This window comes from Flaviramulus sp., assembly GCF_982512915.1.
On record NZ_CEWOCJ010000011.1, the window covers coordinates 1 to 20,461 of the forward strand.

17 protein-coding genes are annotated in these 20,461 nt (G+C 30.2%); 8 read left to right on the forward strand and 9 right to left on the reverse strand.

The features are described 5' to 3' along the window. Together AC1XJX_RS08835 and AC1XJX_RS08840 are read left to right on the forward strand one after the other, a co-directional pair. Positions 1–1,103 (forward strand): immunoglobulin-like domain-containing protein (locus AC1XJX_RS08835; protein ID WP_482003612.1); only part of this gene is annotated, 1,103 nt, incomplete at its 5' end. A gap of 184 nt (positions 1,104–1,287) precedes the next feature. Then, the gene (locus AC1XJX_RS08840; RefSeq protein ID WP_482003613.1) at positions 1,288–5,748 is read left to right on the forward strand and encodes a LamG-like jellyroll fold domain-containing protein; all 4,461 of its coding nucleotides are present in this window, start codon (positions 1,288–1,290) and stop codon (positions 5,746–5,748) included. Positions 5,749–6,044: 296 nt separating this feature from the next. On the opposite strand, the gene hisS is transcribed toward AC1XJX_RS08840, so the two are convergent. The 5 genes from hisS to rpsF all read right to left on the reverse strand — a co-directional run bounded on the left by hisS (position 6,045) and on the right by rpsF (position 9,237). Further along, positions 6,045–7,415 (reverse strand): histidine--tRNA ligase, encoded by a 1,371-nt coding sequence (gene hisS, locus AC1XJX_RS08845; RefSeq protein WP_482003614.1) that lies wholly within the window; start codon positions 7,413–7,415, stop codon positions 6,045–6,047. A 152-nt stretch (positions 7,416–7,567) separates the two neighbouring features. Beyond that, a complete protein-coding gene (locus AC1XJX_RS08850) occupies positions 7,568–8,035 on the reverse strand; it encodes a DUF6495 family protein (protein WP_482003615.1) in 468 nt (155 codons plus the stop codon). Positions 8,036–8,136: 101 nt separating this feature from the next. Next, the gene (gene rplI / locus AC1XJX_RS08855; RefSeq protein ID WP_482003616.1) at positions 8,137–8,583 is read right to left on the reverse strand and encodes a 50S ribosomal protein L9; all 447 of its coding nucleotides are present in this window, start codon (positions 8,581–8,583) and stop codon (positions 8,137–8,139) included. A 13-nt stretch (positions 8,584–8,596) separates the two neighbouring features. After that, positions 8,597–8,896: a 30S ribosomal protein S18 gene (rpsR, locus tag AC1XJX_RS08860; protein WP_482003617.1), complete on the reverse strand. Its 300-nt coding sequence runs from the start codon at positions 8,894–8,896 to the stop codon at positions 8,597–8,599. Between the two features lie 2 nt (positions 8,897–8,898). Continuing rightward, positions 8,899–9,237 (reverse strand): 30S ribosomal protein S6, encoded by a 339-nt coding sequence (gene rpsF / locus AC1XJX_RS08865; protein ID WP_482003618.1) that lies wholly within the window; start codon positions 9,235–9,237, stop codon positions 8,899–8,901. Positions 9,238–9,517: 280 nt separating this feature from the next. On the opposite strand from rpsF, the gene AC1XJX_RS08870 reads away from it, so the two are divergent. Beyond that, a complete protein-coding gene (locus AC1XJX_RS08870; RefSeq protein ID WP_482003619.1) occupies positions 9,518–10,213 on the forward strand; it encodes a LytR/AlgR family response regulator transcription factor in 696 nt (231 codons plus the stop codon). An 18-nt stretch (positions 10,214–10,231) separates the two neighbouring features. Here the strand turns inward: AC1XJX_RS08870 and priA are convergent, their stop codons facing one another. From priA to nadC, 3 genes are all read right to left on the reverse strand, one after another. Next, positions 10,232–12,688, reverse strand: a complete 2,457-nt coding sequence (gene priA / locus AC1XJX_RS08875) for a replication restart helicase PriA (RefSeq protein WP_482003620.1) — start codon at positions 12,686–12,688, stop codon at positions 10,232–10,234. A gap of 72 nt (positions 12,689–12,760) precedes the next feature. Further along, on the reverse strand, positions 12,761–13,714 hold the full coding sequence (locus tag AC1XJX_RS08880) for a YihY/virulence factor BrkB family protein (protein ID WP_482003621.1): 954 nt from the start codon (positions 13,712–13,714) through the stop codon (positions 12,761–12,763). 73 nt (positions 13,715–13,787) lie between these two features. Next, positions 13,788–14,648 (reverse strand): carboxylating nicotinate-nucleotide diphosphorylase, encoded by an 861-nt coding sequence (gene nadC, locus AC1XJX_RS08885; protein WP_482003622.1) that lies wholly within the window; start codon positions 14,646–14,648, stop codon positions 13,788–13,790. Between the two features lie 140 nt (positions 14,649–14,788). Here nadC and rlmH point away from each other — a divergent pair, with 140 nt between their 5' ends. Further along, positions 14,789–15,262, forward strand: a complete 474-nt coding sequence (gene rlmH, locus AC1XJX_RS08890) for a 23S rRNA (pseudouridine(1915)-N(3))-methyltransferase RlmH (RefSeq protein ID WP_482003623.1) — start codon at positions 14,789–14,791, stop codon at positions 15,260–15,262. Here rlmH and AC1XJX_RS08895 read toward each other — a convergent pair. After that, complete coding sequence (locus AC1XJX_RS08895) at positions 15,259–15,558, reverse strand: HPF/RaiA family ribosome-associated protein (protein ID WP_482003624.1); 300 nt, start codon at positions 15,556–15,558, stop codon at positions 15,259–15,261. The genes rlmH and AC1XJX_RS08895 overlap by 4 nt on opposite strands. A gap of 154 nt (positions 15,559–15,712) precedes the next feature. Between AC1XJX_RS08895 and AC1XJX_RS08900 the strand changes: the two genes are divergently transcribed. The 4 genes from AC1XJX_RS08900 (at position 15,713) to AC1XJX_RS08915 (ending at position 20,352) form a co-directional block, all read left to right on the forward strand. Beyond that, positions 15,713–16,285 carry a non-canonical purine NTP diphosphatase gene (locus tag AC1XJX_RS08900; RefSeq protein ID WP_482003625.1) on the forward strand — a complete coding sequence of 191 codons (573 nt, stop codon included), beginning with the start codon at positions 15,713–15,715 and terminating at the stop codon, positions 16,283–16,285. A 72-nt stretch (positions 16,286–16,357) separates the two neighbouring features. Then, the gene (locus tag AC1XJX_RS08905) at positions 16,358–18,583 is read left to right on the forward strand and encodes a RelA/SpoT family protein (protein WP_482003626.1); all 2,226 of its coding nucleotides are present in this window, start codon (positions 16,358–16,360) and stop codon (positions 18,581–18,583) included. A gap of 26 nt (positions 18,584–18,609) precedes the next feature. Next, positions 18,610–19,068: a Fur family transcriptional regulator gene (locus AC1XJX_RS08910; RefSeq protein ID WP_482003627.1), complete on the forward strand. Its 459-nt coding sequence runs from the start codon at positions 18,610–18,612 to the stop codon at positions 19,066–19,068. A 9-nt stretch (positions 19,069–19,077) separates the two neighbouring features. After that, positions 19,078–20,352 carry an adenylosuccinate synthase gene (locus AC1XJX_RS08915; protein WP_482003628.1) on the forward strand — a complete coding sequence of 425 codons (1,275 nt, stop codon included), beginning with the start codon at positions 19,078–19,080 and terminating at the stop codon, positions 20,350–20,352. Positions 20,353–20,461: the final 109 nt, after the last annotated feature.

The following is a 20,461-nucleotide window of genomic DNA, read 5'->3' on the forward strand; positions in this document are numbered from 1 at the left end:
CTAATCTGGCGGGTACTTATGTTATAACTTATAACGTAAGTGATAATGCTGGTAATACTGCTACTGAAATTAGCAGAACTGTGAATGTAATTCCGGATACAACAATTCCTGTTATATCTCTAAACGGTGCTGCTACTATTAACCTAAACGTTGGTGGAACCTACACAGAACTTGGCGCAACTGCTAATGATAATATTGATGGTGATATTTCATCTAATATCGTAATTGGTGGTGATGTTGTTAATACTAATCTGGCGGGTACTTATGTTATAACTTATAACGTAAGTGATAATGCTGGTAACCCTGCTAATGAAATTAATAGAATCGTGAATGTGATAAGTTTACCAACAGACGCAATTGTTCATGAAGGTTATTTTGAATCTGGTTGGGATGGCTGGATTGATGGTGGAAGTGATTGCGCTAGACTTTCAGGATCAAATTCTTATGAGGGTAATTTCTCAATTCAATTAAGAGATAATTCAGGTGTTGCTTCATCAATGACCTCGCCTTTATTTAATTTATCATTATTTAATGAGGTTGAATTTAGCTTTTACTTCTATGCTAATAGTATGGAAAATGGAGAAGATTTTTGGCTACAATATAATGATGGATCTGGATTTGTAACAATTGATACATGGGCGAGAGGCTCTGATTTTAATAATAATACATTTGGAAATTTTGTTGTTACACTTAACAGTTCCCAATATAATTTATCTAGTAATGCTCAGTTTAGATTACTTTGTGATGCTTCTGGTAATAATGATCAAGTTTATATAGATCAAATTATTATTACAGGATTTGGAAGTAGCTCATATTTAGCTAAATCCACACCAATTATAAAACCTATAATAATAGATAATCCACAAAATGATATTTCTAATAATGTGCTTACTATATACCCTAACCCTGTTAAAGGAAATATACTAAATATTAAAACTTCTAAGGTTGGTAACTTAAATTACAGAATAATAAATATGTTTGGTCAATTAATAAAAACTGGAAATTCCTCCAAAATTATTATTGATAATATAGAAGCAGGAGTGTATTTTATAGAAGTACATGATGGTAATGAAATAATGACTAAAAAATTCATTAAAGAATAGAAAAAATTTACATAGTTACTAAAAAAGTCCTGAATGAAAATTCGGGACTTTTTTTTAAAAGAATGGGTAAATGTTATAATATTGTATTTCAACGAATTTATTTACTTTTTGTCGTTTTTTTGGTTATTTTATTTATATATTTGTTGAATAGTTATTAGTAGTCCCAGAACTAATAAACCTATTTATGAAAGCTAGTAAGTTACATACTTGGCTTACATTACTTTTAATTTGTAGTATACATTTCTCAAATAATGTGACTGCACAAGAAATTAAAGTTTTGGGCAATAATATTGAGATAATCGATAATGATAATTCTCCTTCAACTTTGGACTATACAGACTATGGTTCAGCTAACCTTGGTACTTTAATAACCAGAAATTATACTATTAGTAATACAGGAAGCTCTTCCCTAAATATATACAGTATTACTATTTCAAATACAACAGATTTTAATATAATTTCCACGATTCCAACATCTGTGAATGCAGGTAGTACTAAAATTTTAACTATCACTTTTAACTCATTTACTTTAGGTACAAAAAACGCAATAGTTACAATAAATAATAACGATAGTAATGAAAGTGTTTACAACTATACAATTAGTGCACGTGCAGAACAAAACTTTTTTGATAGTGATGGAGATGGTATATTAGATAATGTAGATATAGATGATGACAATGATGGTATTTCAGATTTTGATGAAGAGCTAGCTTGCAAAATTTCATCTATATCAACAACTTCAAAATATAAATATTTAAATGAAACATTTGGAGAAGGTAACCGAACTACTATTAATACAACTTATGATGCCATTACAACTTATTGTTATGAAAACGGAACTAGTACTAGTAATTCAGGAGCATGTCCAAGCTTGTCAAACATCAGTCTAAATGATGGAGAATATACTGTTTATTACAAAGCAGGAGATGGAGATGGCATAAACGACACCCCTAATGGAGAAGTAGCTTCTTGGGCTGACGCTTATTGGTACACAGGTGAAGATCACACTCCAGGCGATACCAATGGTAGAATGGCTATGTTTAATGCTTCATACGATCCCGGAACTTTTTATACTGCTACCATTATTGGGGCATTACCTAACATACCAATAACTTATAGTTTTTGGGTATTAAACTTAGACACAACAACGGCACCAGGAATTGCTACCAGATTAAGACCCAATATTTTAGTTCAATTTAGAGATGTTAATAATAATGTATTAGCTTCTATAACCACTGGAGATATCCCTCCCTCTATAAATGGAGATCCTGAAAATAGTTGGCATCAATTTACTGCAGATCTTACTTTTAATGTCAGTGAATTTTATGTATACTTCATAAACAATGAAGTTGGTGGCTCTGGAAACGATTTGGCAATAGACGATATTGTAATTTCTCAAACACTTTGTGATACAGACTCCGATGGGGTTGCTGATATTTTTGATTTAGACTCTGATAATGATGGAATCCCAGATGTTGTAGAGGTTGGTTTGGGTAATTATAGTGAAGGTACTGCAACATTAACTGGATGTACCTCGTGGGTTGACACCAATTATAATGGTATGCATGATTTAAGTGAAGGCCATTTAGTATTAGATTCTGATGGTGATGGAACTCCAAATTATTTAGATTTAGATTCTGATAATGACACTGTTTTTGATGTAGATGAATCTGGAGCTGGAAACACTTCAAACCCTAATTTTATAAATGGCGACGGAGATATCACTGGTGATGGTGTTGGAGACGGTTTAGATACAGATACGACTAGAGAAACTGATTTAGATTCTGATGGTGTTTTAGAATATTATACAGATGGAATTTTAGACTTATATGACTACTATGATGGTGTTACATTTAGCACCTCTTATGGAAACTCAAACCAAGGCTCAACTGGTACGGGATGGAATTACTATGTTAAAGACTCTGATAATGATGGAACTCCAGACTATTTAGATATAACATCAGATGGAACTAGATTTGATATCTCAAAAACATTGTATGCAAATTTAGATTTAAATAATGATGGCGTAATTGATGATACTTTAGATTCTGAAGGCGATGGTATTATTGATTTATTTGATACCAACGATAATGTATTTGGATCTCCTAGAGATTTAAGTGATAAATTTCAATTATATTTTGATGGAAGAAATGATTACGCAGACGATACTGAAATTTTAAGTGGTTTACAAAATACTAGCATAATGGGTTGGATAAAAATTGATCCTGAGTTATCAGTAAACAGTGTGGTGTTTGGGCAAACTAATCTTGAAATTAAAGTAGATACTACTGATGATGAACCTAGAGTATATGCAATTGCAAATGGTGTTTCAATTGCAAACAATACTGAAACACACCCTATAGTTGTAAATAAATGGTATCATTTAGCTGCGGTTTATGATGGTACAAATAATAGCTTAAAAATGTATTTAAATGGTGAAAATATTGCAAGTACTTCTTGTTTAAGTAGTGCCTTGGATACAAACAATCATGCTTTCACCATAGGGAAATCTGCAAATCCTTCTATTAACAATTCATATTTCAAAGGTTTTATAGATGAAGTGCGTGTTTTCAATAAATCACTTACTAGCAATGAGCTTCAAAAAATGGTTTATCAAGAAATAGAAAATAATTCTGGAATCATTAGAGGTACTATTATTCCTAAAGATATCTATGACTTTGATTATAATAACCAAATCTCTACACCATTAAATTGGTCATCTCTGTTAAGATATTATAGATTGGATAATTTCAATGATGATATAATAGATGACTTAACTTCTCCTAATGTTGATATTGAATCGGGTGCAAAAATTTATAATGTAAAAATAATTGAAGATCAAACAGCTCCACTTCCGCATGTAACAATAAACTCATGTAGTGGAAATTGGAATGATTATAACAATTGGGAAAACGGAAACACGCCTTCAGATTCTGATTATCTAATTGTAAATATTAAAGGTAATATTGAAACTAATACTAACATTTCTACTATTGGATTAATATTAGAAAATGGAAGTAAAATAGAAGTTAATGGAGATTCTGGTTTATTTAACTCCTGGTATACCAAGTTAGATGGAGATATTGATTTACAAGGCGAATCGCAATTTATACAAACTTTGGATAGCGAATTAGCATCAAATAGTTCTGGAACTCTAGAAAAAGACCAACAAGGTACAGCAGATACGTTTACATATAATTACTGGTCGTCTCCTGTAGGTAAATCAAATAATTCAACTAATAATAATAGTTATAAGTTACCAGATGTTATGCAAGATGTAACTTTTTTAACTTCTGGTTACAATGGAAAGGCATCCCCTCTCAGTATTGCTGATTATTGGATTTGGAAATTTAGTAATAAACAAAGTGACAATTATTCCCAATGGCAACATGTAAGAAGTACAGGCACTTTGCTAACAGGAGAAGGTTTTACAATGAAAGGTCCCGGAACCGGTTCAATAAGCTCGCTTCAAAATTATATTTTTAATGGAAAACCAAACAATGCAGATGTAAATTTAAATATTACAATAGGTAATGCTTATTTAATTGGAAATCCCTACCCATCAGCAATAGATGCGGAACAGTTTATATTAGATAATGGTTCAACGATTGCAGGAGATGGTGCAACAACAGGCATAATATATTTCTGGGATCATTGGGGAGGTGGTTCTCATATTTTAAAAGAATATCAGGGTGGTTATGCTACCTACTCTTTATCAGGGGGAGTTCCAGCAGCTTCATATGGTACAAATGATCCTGATGTATCTACTTGTGGGAGCCCTACTAAAATACCCGGACGCTATATTCCAATAGCTCAAGGTTTTTTTATAAATGCTGAAAATAGCGGTATTATAAAATTTAATAATGGCCAAAGAGTTTTCCAAGTAGAAGATAGTACTAATTCAGTTTTCACAAAAAATAGTATTAATAAAACTTCAAAAAATAACATAACTAATCCTGAAACTGATACTAGATTAAAACTAAGATTTGGTTTTAATTCTAACGGAACTATTTACAGACAATTATTATTAACTAAAGATAGTAGAGCTAGTTTAGATTATGATTGGGGATTTGACGCTAAAAACATTGACAACCAAATAGATGACATGTATTGGATGATCAACGAGGATAGATATATCATTCAAGGAGTAAACGAATTAAACGAACAAAGTATTTTTCCTGTTGGAATTCACACCAAAAGAAATGGTTTAAATAGTTTCTCAATAGATAAAATAGAAAATGCTCCTTCAAATTTAAATATTTATTTACATGACAAAGAATTGGGTATTTATCAGGATCTAAAAGAAAATAATTATGAAATTATAATTCCTGCTGGCACGTATTTAGATCGTTTTGAAATTACTTTTTCAAACGGACAGATTTTATCGAATAATGTTTTTGAAAACACATTATTTAAAACTCATTATTCAATAAAAAACAAAAGTATCATTATAAACAATCCTATTTCTAAACAAATTGAATCAGTTGAAATACTCAATATCCTTGGGCAATCATTGATTAAATTTCAAACAAATACAAATAAAACCTATTTAGAATATAATATTGGACAGATAAAAACTGGTAACTATATTTTAAAAATTAAAACCGAATTTGGTTTGATTTCTAAAAAAATATTGATTAAATAGTGAATTGGATTAAATTCATTTTAATTTTAATTCAAGACTTAAATTAGCTTTTTAATCTTTTTATCGTGTTTTTTTGCATTTCATCGTGTTTATTCAAAATAAAGTTGTATATTAGCTTAATGATTAAAAAAAAAATTGGAAAAATGACATAATAATAAAAAAACACCTACAAAATATTGTAAGTGCAATTAAAAAAAGTATTGAAAGATTATTAATTATTTGAGTTAGTCACTTTAAAATAAATACTCCAAATCTACGATACTATACAGGTCCTGAATTGACGTTCAGGACTTTTTTTATTTTATATGAAGAATTAAATCTTCCAATGAAACTTTAAACTGTTCACCTGTTATCATTTTTTTAAGTGAATAGGTATTTGAATTGATTTCCTCCTCGCCTACTAAAACTACAAATGGGATGTTACGCTTATTAGCATGATTCATTTGTTTTTTCATTTTAGCATTATCCGGATATAACTCTGCATTAATACCTTGAGTTCTTAGTACTTTAACAGCTTTTAAACAAAAAAGTGCTTCATTATCACCAAAATTTATAAAAAGTACATCAACATTTTTAGCTACAGTTTCAGGAAATAATCCTAACTCATCTAAAACTAAATAGATACGATCTAAACCAAAACTAATACCTACCCCACTCATATTTGGCATACCAAAAATACCCGTTAAATTGTCGTAACGACCACCACCACCAATAGAACCCATTTGTACAATTTTTGGCGCAGCTACTTCAAAAATAGCACCGGTATAATAATTTAATCCACGAGCAAGTGTAACATCTAGTTGAAAACTAGCAGTAGATAAACCCAATTCTGTAATGGCAGAATTTATAAAAGCCAATTCATCAATTCCCTTTTTTCCCTCTTCAGAAGTATATAAGATACTTTTTAAACTCTCTATTTGAGACTCAAAAGAACCAGACATAGTAAATAATGGTTGTAATTTTGAAATGCCTTCTTGTGTAATACCTTTAGTAAGCATTTCTTCTTTCACTTTCTCCTCGCCTATTTTATCTAACTTATCAAGTGCAACTGTAAAATCAATTAATTTATCAGAAGCTCCAATAACCTCGGCAATACCAGATAAAATCTTCCGATTATTTATTTTAATAGTAACACCTTTTAATTTTAAAGCAGAAAACACAACATCATATAATTGAATGAACTCGACTTCTTGCCATAACGAATCACTTCCAACAACATCTGCATCACATTGATAAAACTCTCTAAAACGACCTTTTTGTGGTCTGTCTGCACGCCAAACAGGTTGTATTTGGTAGCGTTTAAAAGGGTATTCTATGTCGTTTTGATATTGTACAACATAACGTGCAAAAGGCACTGTTAAATCATAGCGTAGGGCTTTTTCAGAGATACTAGCCGTAAGCTTATTCGAGTCTTTTTCTTTGTATGCTGATTCATTAGCCTTATTTAAATAATCCCCAGAATTTAAAATCTTAAAAATCAATCTATCTCCTTCATCACCATATTTTCCCATGAGAGTTTCAGAATTTTCAAAACTAGGTGTTTCGATAGGTTGAAATCCAAAACGCTCAAAAGCATCACGGATGGTGTTAACAATATAGTTTCGTTTAGCAACTTCTTCTGGATTAAAATCTCTTGTACCTTTTGGAATACTTGGTTTTTGGGCCATATTAACTTTCTGCGAAAGCAGGTGTATTTTAAATGATAGTTTAATAAATAATTCCACATTATACTAATACCAATATTGTTGCATGTTGTGGTAGGGCAAAAATAATAGTTTTTATTGGAAATGGATTCCTGCCCGGACAGGAAAGACAAAATTTAATTTATCAAAGTATCAAAATACTTAAATAAATCACCTTTAGTAATAACGGCACCTTGTTCAATCATTTTAAATTTATCTAAGTTTTTATCATCTGTGTATGCTTTATCAGCTTGTAAAAACTCAACACTTTCATCCATTAAATTTTCACGCAACCAATTATAACCTTCTGGTGTGGTTATATCAACATCATGTTTTACATTTATCACAATAGCTTGCATTTTATCTATATCCAAATGAAATAAATATAAGTGTTTTGGAGACATATGTTCTAAATATTCAGCCTTATTTAAAACCCCCTCCCATATTAAATCGCTAAAAACATCTAATTCCATTTCTGCAAGATCAGGCTTATTCACTTTTAGATTAGTCCACTCGTCATGAGTAATAGACTGTGTGGATAAAAAATTAATAAACTCTAGATGTAATTCATCAAACTGTTCTTTGGTAAGTCTTCTGTATTTCATTTTTACTTTTAAAATAAAATTAAATGTGAGATATTTATATTTAAAACTCTAAAATAAAAAAGCCTCAACAAAGTTGAGGCTTTTTTATATATAATGTAAGCTTAATTTGCTTGTGCAATAACCTCAAATTCTAAATCTACAGATACTTCTCTGTGTAAACGAACTACGGCTGTGTACTTTCCTAAGCGTTTAACAGTAGTAACTGTGATGAATTTTTTATCAATAGACTGACCTTCTTTTTCTAAAGCTTCAGCTATATCTATATTACTTACAGAACCAAATAATTTGTCACCTGTACCTACTTTAGCAGCAATTCTAACTTCTAAAGCTTTTAAAGCTTCAGCAATTTTGTTAGCATCGTCAACTATTTTCTTTTCTTTAAAAGCTCTTTGCTTTAAGTTTTCTGCTAATACTTTCTTTGCAGATACTGTAGCTAAAATAGCTTGTCCTTGAGGAATTAAAAAGTTTCTACCATAACCGTTCTTAACTGTTACAACATCGTCTTTAAATCCTAAATTTTCAACGTCTTGTTTTAATATAAGTTCCATTGTTATCGGTATTTTATTTTAATAAATCTGCTACGTAAGGCATTAAAGCTAAATGACGTGCTCTTTTAACAGCTACCGACACTTTCCTTTGATACTTTAAAGAAGTTCCTGTTAAACGTCTTGGTAAAATTTTACCTTGCTCGTTTACAAACTTTAATAAGAAGTCTGGATCTTTGTAATCGATATATTTAATACCCGATTTTTTGAAACGACAATACTTCTTAGTTTTGTTTGTATCAATATTTAATGGTGTTAAATATCTAATTTCACCATCTTTTTTTCCTTTTGATTGTTGCTCTATCGATGTAGACATAATTACGCTTTTACTTTAAGTTTTTCTCTTCTTCTTTCTGCCCAAGAAACGGCATGTTTGTCTAACGTTACAGTTAAATAACGCATAAAGCGTTCGTCACGTCTGAACTCTAATTCTAAAGTATTAATTACTTCACCTGATACAGTGTACTCAAATAAGTGATAAAATCCACTTTTCTTGTTTTGTATTGGGTAAGCTAATTTTTTTAGCCCCCAATCTTCTTTAGCTACCATCTTAGCTCCGTTAGAAACAAGAAAATCTTCGTATTTCTTTACTGTTTCCTTTATCTGATCTTCAGACAAAACGGGATTTAAGATGAAAACAGTTTCATAATGATTCATAAAAATCTATTTTATTGTTAAAAATTGGGTGCAAAATTAGTGAATACATATATATTATACAACATTTATTTCAATCATATTTTAAACTTGTGAAATTTGTTAATATCTCTTGAAAAATAATTGGCATGAATTTAGTTATAAATGCTACATTTACATTGTTAATAATCTCAGTTGATTTGTTAAAATTATGTTAAAATGAACATTTCAACGATGTTTTTTGGTTTTTACCCGAATTTTTTGTACTATTGTCGATATCTTAACCTAAATAATATAAAATGTTATGACTTTAAACTGTGTAGTAGTAGACGATTCAGCAATACAACGTCTCTCTATTGTTAAGTTAGTCGAGAATCACCCATCTCTTAACTTAATAGCAGAGTACAGTAGTGCTTTAGAAACTAAAAATGGTTTAAATACGCATCAAGTTGACTTAATCTTTTTAGACATTGAAATGCCAGTGCTAAATGGATTTGAACTTTTAGACGTATTAAACAACAAACCCCAAATTATTTTTGTAACCGGTAAAACTGAGTATGCTTTTAAAGCATTTAACTACGACGCTACCGATTACTTACATAAACCAATTACAAGAGAACGTTTTAACGTAGCTGTTGAAAAAGCTTTAGAACAACACAAATTGACTTTAGACTTTAACGAAGAAGAAGGTGAACACATCTTTGTAAAGAGTAATCTAAAAAAACGTAAAGTTTATATTAAAGACATTAAATGGATTGAAGCTCTTGGTGATTACGTAAAACTAGTTACAGAAGAAAATAGCTTAGTTGTACTTTCTACTATGAAATCTTTTGAATCTGAATTACCTGATGGTAAGTTTTTAAGAATTCATAAATCTTACATTGTAAATCTTGATAAAATAGACAGGTTTAATAGTAAAAATGTTGAAGTTGGTGCTTACGAAATTCCTTTAAGTAGAAATAAAAAGACACAACTTGTTGATGCTTTAAATAATATTTAAAGCTTAATATAAATAAACTTAAAAGTTATCGACATTTAAAATTACTTTAACCGACCGAAAATCTTTAATACTAGAGAAGCTGTTATTTACTTTAATAATAGCTTCTTTTGTTTTTGATAAGGATTGTTTTTTTGGGATTTTTACTAGAATATTTTTATGAAACTGATTTCTAATTCTTGCTATTGGTGGAGATTCTGGTCCCAGAATATAATCACCAAAAACACTTCTTAAAGATTTAGCAAACCAAATAGAAGCTAACTCTACCCTATTATAATCTTTATGTTTTAATGTAATTTTAATTTGTTTATAAATTGGCGGGTATTTATAATTATAACGATCATTCATTTGCTCGTTAAACATCTCTATATAATTGTTTGTAGAAACCTGCTGCAATATATTATGATGTGGATTATAAGTCTGTATTAATACTTTACCACGCTCTTCAGTCCGTCCTGCTCTACCAGAAACCTGTAACATGAGTTGAAAACTACGCTCGTGCGCCCTAAAATCAGGAAAATTAAGCATATTATCTGCATTCATAATCCCTACTAATTTCACATTCCTAAAATCTAAACCTTTAGTAAGCATTTGTGTTCCTACCAAAATATCTATTTCCTGCTGTTCTAAAGCTGTTATAATTTTTTCGTATCCATATTTACCCCTTGTGGTATCTAAATCCATTCTAGCTACCTTATAGTTTGGAAACAAAGCTTTCACCTCTTCTTCAATTTGCTCGGTCCCAAATCCTTTGTTGTCTAAATCTTGACTTCCACAGGCCATACAATCTTGTAACATAGCCATTACATAACTACAATAATGGCAACGTAATTGATTTCTATATTGATGATAAGTTAAACTTACATCGCAATTAGGACATTGCGGAGAATGCCCACAAGTTTTACATTCTACAATAGGTGAAAAACCGCGTCTATTTTGAAACAATATAATTTGATGCCCATCTTTTAAAGTTTCAGTCATTTCCTGAATAAGCCTGTCGCTAAAATGACCATTCATGCGCTTCTTTTTCAACTTATCTTTAATATCTACCAATTCAATATCTGGCATTAATACATCATTAAATCGATGTGTTAATTCAACAAAACCATACTTTTTCTGTTGGGCATTAAAATAGCTTTCCAAACTTGGAGTTGCAGAACCTAAAAGTGTTTTGGCAAGATGTATATTTGCCAAAACAATTGCCGTGTCTCTAGCATGATAACGTGGTGCGGGATCAAATTGTTTAAATGATTGCTCGTGCTCTTCATCAACAATAATTAATCCTAAATTATTAAATGGCAAAAAAATGGAAGAACGCGCGCCTAAAATTATTTGCGCTTTCGCGGAATTGTTTAAAACCTGATTCCAAACCTCAACACGCTCATGAGACGAATATTTAGAGTGAAAAACAGCAACTTGTTCACCAAAATAATCTTGAAGCCTACTTACTAATTGAGTAGTTAAAGCGATTTCGGGTAACAAATACAAAATCTGTTTCTTAATAAGTAAAGCTTCCTCTATTAGTTTTACATAAATTTCAGTTTTTCCTGAAGATGTAACCCCATGTAATAATGTAATATTTTGCGATTTAAAAGATGCTTTAATTTCAGACAATGCTGTTTTTTGATAGCTATTTAAATCTTTAGAATCTTCATTCTCTTCACCAGAATATTGAACGCGATCTGTTTGTATAAAATATTCTTCCAAAACACCTTTATCAATCAACGCTTTTATAATGGTTGAAGATGCATCAATTTCATTAGTTAAATCTGAAACCTTTACTGGCTTTTTTGTTATGGCTGAAATTGAAAATAGCGTTAATACAACTTCTTTTTGTTTATGAGCTCTTCCTAAATCTTCTAATAAATTTCTTAAAGATGCCTCAGAACTATAATTAGAATGAATTTTAACGTATCGAACCAATTTAGGTTTGTATTTTTCGTAAACCTCTTCTTCAACAGTAATAACTTCTTTTTCAATTAGCCTTTTTATTACCGGAAGTACATTTTTTTTATCTAGTATATTTGAAATATCCTGTATTTTTAGAGAGGATTGATGCTGTAAAGCTTCAAAAATCAAAAACTCATCATCATCTTTTAAAAAAGATTCATCAAAATTTTCTACAGTATTTTTTATGATAATGGTTTCACTTTCTAAAATAAAAGCACTAGGTAAAGCAGCTCGCATTACATCACCTAAAGTACACATGTAATAGCTAGAAATCCATTCCCATAATTGTATTTGTGTGCTATTTACAATTGGTGACTCATCTAAAATTTGATGTATATCTTTAGCTTCATAAGCAGTAGGTGCATCTGAATGAATTTTATAAACAATACCTGTGTATATTTTTGATTTTCCAAAAGGGACAGCAACACGCATACCTGCTTTTAAAAAATCAGATTCTGATGCCGTTATACCATAAGTAAATAGTTTTTGTAACGGAATGGGAATAATAACGTCTATAAAGTTTGACATACCCAAAGGTAATAGGATACTTTTAAAAAACCATCTTCTAAATAAATTTCAATAAAAAATAATTTTAAAAGGTTAATTATCTTCTTTAGGATGCTTCTTTAAAAACTGTAAAGAAGCATTTAATTCGTAACCCAACAATAAAATATTAGAGTTAAGCCACAAATAAATCATAAGGATTAAAAGCGCACCTATAGAACCGTAAAGCTTATTGTATTGACTAAAATTCTCAATATAAATACCAAATAAAAAAGAGGTGAGCATGATTAAAAACGTAGTAAATAAGGCGCCTATTGAGAAAAAATTAGATAATTTACCTTGTTTAGTACCAAAATAATATAAGGTAGCAGTTGCTATATAAACCATCATAACAAAAAAGACATACTTCACAACATTGGTCCAAAAAACACTGTTGGTATAAGTCTCATAGCCTCTGTTTTTGAGTGCATCTAACAATTCTTGAACTACATAAATTTGAAAATAACCCAAAACAACAATAGTTATAATAAGAAGAAATGCCAATATTAAAGCAATACTTAACGCATAAAAATATTGTTTAAAACCATTTCTAGTTAATTGCTCGTGATAAGAATTTTCAAAACCAGAAAAAACCGCATTAATACCATTTGCCATTAATAAAATTGATAATACAAAAACAGAAGAAAGAAAACCACCTCTTTGAGTTTGATCTATATTTTCAAAGATATTTTCAAAGAAAAAATCAGAAGTTGTAGGCGGTAGGAATGATTCTAAAAATCTTAAAAACTCGATTTTAAAATCATCGATTGGCACATAAGGAATAATAATTAAAACAAACAATAAAAATGGAAATAGCGCCATAAAGAAATTGAATGCAATAGCACTAGCTCGAGTAGTTAAGGCTCCCTTAACTATACCTGTTATGTAAAGTTCTAATAAATCATAAAATGACAATCCTTCCAATCCAGGAAGTTTGATTTTTTTTAAAACCCTTACTAAAATACAAATCACAGGGATTTTATCTAGTTTATCTTCAATAGGTTTCGTCATTAATAATTTGCATTAAGATTATTGCAAAGTTATTAAATTTAAGATGTTTTAGTATTTAACTATTAAGTAATAGTTATTGAATAGCTTTTAAGCTTAAATCCATATTATGAACCGAATGTGTTAATGCTCCACAAGAAATAAAATCGATACCACACTCGGCATAATATCTAATGGTAGCTTCATTTATATTACCAGAAGATTCTGTTAAACACTTATTACCAATTAATTTTACAGCTTTTCTGGTATCTTCATAATCAAAATTATCAAGTAATATTCTATAAACACCTTCATTTTGTAAAATTTCTTCAACTTCAGTTAAATTTCGAGCCTCAACCATAATTTCGAGATTTTTACCAGTATCTTTTAGATAGTGTTTTGTAGTTTCAATAGCTTTAGTAATTCCACCAGCAAAATCAATATGATTGTCTTTAAGCATGATCATATCATATAAAGCAAATCTGTGGTTTTCTCCTCCTCCAATTTTTACAGCCCATTTTTCCAATACGCGAATTCCGGGAGTAGTTTTACGGGTGTCTAAAATTTTAGTTTTAGTCCCTTCAATTAAATCAACAAACATTTTTGTTTTGGTAGCAATAGCACTCATTCGTTGCATGGCATTCAAAACAGTACGCTCTGCTTTTAATATAGATTGCGAAGGACCTTCTACATACATAACAATATCACCAAAAGAAACCTCAGAACCATCTTCAATTCTAATATCTAATTTGAGGCTTTTATCAACATAAGCAAATACTTTTTTTGCAAAATTAACTCCTCCTATTATGCCTTTATCTTTTACTAAAAGTTTGGCTTTTCCTCTTGCATTTTCAGGAATACAAGCTAAAGAACTATGATCGCCATCACCAACATCTTCTCTAATAGCATTTGCAATTATCATTTTCACTTCATTATCAAACTGTTCTTGTGTAATCATAAATTTTGTTGATTATTTTAATTATTATAGAAACAAAAATAACAATTTGAATTTCTTATGTAAATTTTAAATTGTGATTTTCACAAATTATCAAATTTTAAATCGAAATTTAACAAATATAAAGTACTAATTTTGCCTTTATGACTATTAAACTTCTAGCTATTGGAAAAACTGATGATAAAAAATTAGTATCCATTATCAGTGAATACGAAAAACGTTTAAGTTTTTATGTTAAATTTAATTTAGAAATTATACCAGATTTAAAAAATACAAAAAATCTAAGTGAAATTCAGCAAAAGCAAAAAGAAGGCGAGCTTATTTTAAATAAACTTAACAACAGTGATACTTTAATTTTGTTAGATGAAAACGGTAAACAACATGATTCTGTTGGCTTTTCGTCCTATTTACAAAAACACATGAACTCTGGTATTAAGCAATTGGTTTTTGTTATTGGTGGCCCTTATGGTTTTTCTGAAAGTGTTTATAATAAATCAAATGGGAAAATATCATTATCTAAAATGACATTTTCCCATCAAATGATTCGTTTATTTTTTATTGAACAGCTCTATAGGGGTTTCACGATTTTAAAAAATGAACCCTACCACCACCGTTAATAGGTTTTATAAACTTCTTTTCTTTTTTTTAGTTGGCGATCTAAATCATTAATAGTTTCTCTAACAGCAACTTCATAGTTTTTCTCGTCAGAAGTAGCAAAAATTCTTGGTCCTGGCAAACTTAATTCTATGTTGCAAATCTTTCCTTTTTCATGCTCGCTAACCTCCTTTTTAAAATATACCGTAGCACTTATTAAAAACTCATATCTATTAAATAATTTTTCTAATTTTTCCTTTGTAAAAGCTGATAAAGTTTCACTTAAACTTACATCTACGTATTCAATGTTAACTATCATAATTATTAATTTTTTAAATTTAAACTATCATAAAAATAAACCTTTAAAAGTTATTTTAAGTTGACAAAAATCATAAAATAGTCATAAATTTTAGCTTTAATAAGTAATTAAATTCATTCAAATAATAGTATTTTTGAATATAAAATTCAATGAAATGCAACTTGTTTTCGCTACAAATAACCTTAATAAAATTAAGGAAGTTCAAACTTTAATACCAAAGCATATTAAAATATTGAGTTTAAAAGATATTGGATGTTTAGAAGATATTCCTGAAACCCAAAACACTATTGAAGGAAATGCTATTCAAAAAGCCGAATATATTAAATCAAAATACGGATATGACTGTTTTGCAGATGATACGGGTTTAGAGGTAGAAAGTTTAAATGGCGAACCCGGAGTTTTCTCAGCTAGATATGCTGGAGAACAAAGGAATGATAGTGATAATATAAATAAATTATTATTTAAATTGAGTAATAAAAAAAACAGAAAAGCACAATTTAAAACAGCAGTAGCACTTTATTTAAATGGAGAAGCCAAGTTGTTTATTGGTATATGCAAAGGCAACATTACTATTGAAAAATATGGAGAAGGTGGTTTTGGTTACGATCCAATTTTTAAACCTGAAGGTTACACAAACACATTTGCAGAAATGGAAATAAACAAAAAAAACAGCATCAGTCATCGTGGTAAAGCTGTATCAAAACTCATAAAATTTTTAAATTTTTAAAATTAAAAAAAATAGTGTTAAAAAACGATAATTGGTGTTGGTTGATAACCTAGATTATCTTACTTTTAGTTTATGACAGAGGAATATATAGAAAAAGAAAATGCGGAAATTACCAAAGCCTACAAACAGCTACTAAAAGTTAGTTATACCACACTAAATGATGATGATAAAAAACTAATAAGAAGTGCTTTTGAAGTAGCTCTTGATGGGCACAAAAATCAACGTAGAAAATCAGGAGAAGCCTATATTTTTCATCCATTGGCTGTAGCTAAAATAGTAGCCCAACAAATTGGATTGGACGCCACATCTATTGCTGCTGCGTTGCTTCATGACGTAGTAGAAGATAGTGCAGATTATGTAATAGAAGATATTGAAAAGCGTTTTGGTAAAACCGTTGCTACTATTGTTGATGGACTCACAAAAATATCTTCTTTAAGTAAAGAAAAAGACATGGATGTGTCTTTACAGGCAGAGAATTTCCGGAAAATGTTGTTAACCCTTAATGATGACATTAGAGTTATCATTATTAAAATAGCAGATAGGCTTCATAACATGCAGACCATGAATTCGATGAGTTATGACAAGCAAATGAAGATTGCCTCTGAAACTCTCTATATTTATGCACCATTAGCTCATAGAATTGGACTTTACAACATTAAAACAGAACTTGAAGATTTAGGTTTGAAATATACAGAGCCTGATGTTTATAACGACATTTTAAGTAAAATTAAAGAAAGTAAAGAAGATCAAGACATTTACATACAACAATTTAGTGAAGTTATAAAAAACTCTTTAGACAAAGAAAACTTAGAATATACTATAAAAGGTAGACCTAAATCTATTTTTTCTATCAGAAGAAAAATGTTAAGTCAAGGTGTGCCGTTTGATGAAGTGTATGATAAATTTGCCATCCGAATTATATACAAAAGCGACTCTGAGTCCAAAACTGAAAAATTTCTTGCTTGGAAGATATATTCAATAGTTACTGATCATTTTAGACCTAACCCAATTAGACTTCGAGATTGGATTTCCTCACCAAAAGGTACAGGTTATGAAGCGCTACACATTACGGTAATGGGACCAAAAGGACGTTGGGTTGAAGTACAAATACGCAGCGAACGCATGAACGAAATTGCAGAAAAAGGATATGCAGCTCATTACAAATACAAACAAGGAAGCGAAAAAGAAGATAACTTAGAAAGTTGGATAAATAGACTCCAAGAAGCACTAGAAAACCCTGAAACAAATGCAGTAGATTTTGTTGAACAATTTAAACTAAATCTTTACTCTAAAGAAATATTTGTATTTACACCTAACGGTGAATTAAAATCATTACCAAAAGGAGCTACTGCCCTTGACTTTGCTTTTAATATTCATACTGAAGTAGGTATGAAAACTCGAGGAGCTAAAGTTAATGGTAAACTAGTTACGTTAAGTCATGAATTAAAAAGTGGTGATCAAGTTGATATTATCACAGCAGAAAATGCTAAACCTAATCCAAACTGGTTAGATTATGCCACAACAGCAAGAGCAAGAAGTAAAATAAAATCTGCTTTAAAAGAAGATAAAAAGCGGGTTGGAGAAGATGGTAAAGAAATTTTACGCAGAAAATTAAAACAACTAAAAATTAATTTAGATGAAGAATCAATTAACGAAATGGTTCGATATTTTAAATTAAAAACCAGCTTAGATTTATTTTACAGAATTGGTGTTGGTTCTATTGACAACATCATGTTAAAAAACTATGCTTCCTCTAGAAGTAATGCTTTAATGAAATATATTAAAAATAAAATTTCAAGAAAAGCTACCATAACTAAAGAAGAGCTAGAAAAAGATGAAATAACCATAAAATATGATTCATTAGTTTTTGGAAAAGAAGAAGAAAAGCTAGAATATAAATTAGCAAATTGCTGCAACCCCATACCTGGTGATGATGTTTTTGGTTTTTTGACTGTTAATGAAGGTATAAAAGTTCATAAATACAATTGCCCAAATGCTGTTAGTTTACAATCTAATTACGCATACAGAATTATGCCTGCCAAATGGATAGATTCTTCACAACAAGAATTTTTGGCAAAAATAGTAATCACAGGCATTGACCATATTGGTCTAGTGAATGAAATAACTTCAATAATTTCAGAAAACATGCACGTAAACATGAAAAGTATAAGTTTTGAGAGTAATGATGGCTTGTTTTCAGGAAAAATAAACATGGTTGTTAAAAATAATACCATTATAAGAAAGCTTCTAGAAAAACTTAAAAAAATTAATGGCATAGATAAAGTTACTAGAGTTTAAAAAAAGTGTAAATTTGGAACGAAATTATGGGTGCAACGGCAGAAACTAAAAATCAAGACATTGTTAAAGGCGTATTTACTAGCTTTTTAGAAAATAAAGGGCATAGAAAAACTCCTGAACGCTACGCAATACTTCAAGAAATCTACAATAATACAGAGCATTTTGATATAGAATCGCTATACCTCAAAATGAAGAATAAAAAATATCGGGTTTCTCGTGCTACTTTATACAACACTATTGAGTTACTACTAGAGTGTGGTTTGGTAAGGAAACATCAATTTGGGCAAAATCAAGCGCATTATGAGAAATCTTATTTTGACAGACAACACGACCATGTTATACTTACTGATACAGGTGAAGTTATAGAATTTTGCGACCCCAGAATTCAATCAATCAAAAAAACCATCGAAGAAGTTTTCGATATTAAAATAAATAACCATTCGCTCTATTTTTACGGAAATAGAAAATCAACCACAAATAATTAAATTTTAACAATGGCAGTAGATTTACTACTAGGATTACAATGGGGAGACGAAGGCAAAGGAAAAATTGTTGACGTACTTACCTCTAACTACAACATTATAGCCCGTTTTCAAGGTGGCCCAAATGCAGGACACACACTTGTATTTAATGGAAAAAAACACGTTTTACATACTATCCCATCAGGTATTTTTCATGATGAAGCCACAAATCTTGTAGGTAACGGTGTCGTAATAGATCCTGTGATTTTTAAAGGAGAATTAGATAAACTTGAAGCTCAGCAAATTGACTATAGAAAATCTTTACTTATATCTCGCAAAGCACATATCATTTTACCAACACACCGTTTACTAGATGCAGCTAGTGAGGCTTCAAAAGGAAAAGCTAAAATTGGTTCTACATTAAAGGGAATTGGACCAACCTATATGGATAAAACCGGAAGAAACGGTATTCGTGTAGGTGATTTAGAGCTTAGTGATTGGAAAGAAAAATATAGAGCTTTAGCTGATAAGCATGAATCTATGATTGCTTATTATAATGCTGAAATTGAATATAATTTAGAAGAATTAGAATCAGAATTTTTCAAAGCAGTTGATGTTTTAAAATCTTTAAAATTTATTGATTCTGAGGAATACATTTATCAGGCTCAAAAATCTGGAAAAACTATTCTAGCTGAAGGTGCACAAGGTTCTTTATTAGATATTGATTTTGGAACCTACCCATTTGTAACTTCAAGTAATACAACTGCTGCTGGCGCTTGTACTGGTTTAGGAGTAGCACCAAATCAAATTGGTGAAGTTTTTGGAATTTTTAAAGCATACACAACTCGTGTAGGGTCTGGACCTTTTCCTACCGAATTGTTTGATGAAGATGGTGAAACCATGGGGCGTGTTGGTAATGAGTTTGGAGCTACAACTGGCAGACCAAGACGCTGTGGTTGGTTAGATTTAGTTGCTTTAAGATATGCCTGTCAAGTAAATGGGGTTACACAATTAATGATGATGAAAGGCGATGTTCTTTCTGGTTTTAAAACTTTAAAAGTATGTACAGCATACAACTATAAAGGTGAAATTATCACGCATTTACCTTATAACATAGAACCAGAAAATGTGCAACCTATTTACACTGAAGTTGCTGGTTGGAAAGAAGACTTAACCCAAATGTCTGTAGGCTCTCAAATGCCTAAAGAATTAAATGATTATATTGATTTTTTAGAAAAAGAGTTGGAAATTCCAATTACCATTGTTTCTGTAGGACCAGATAGAAAACAAACTATTTTTAGAAAATAAAATGCAAGTACATATATACAAAACGCTTCAAAATATTTTTGAAGCGTTTTTTGTTTCATGATACTTAAACTACATATTAATCGTTATTTTTGCATCAAACTTTTATATT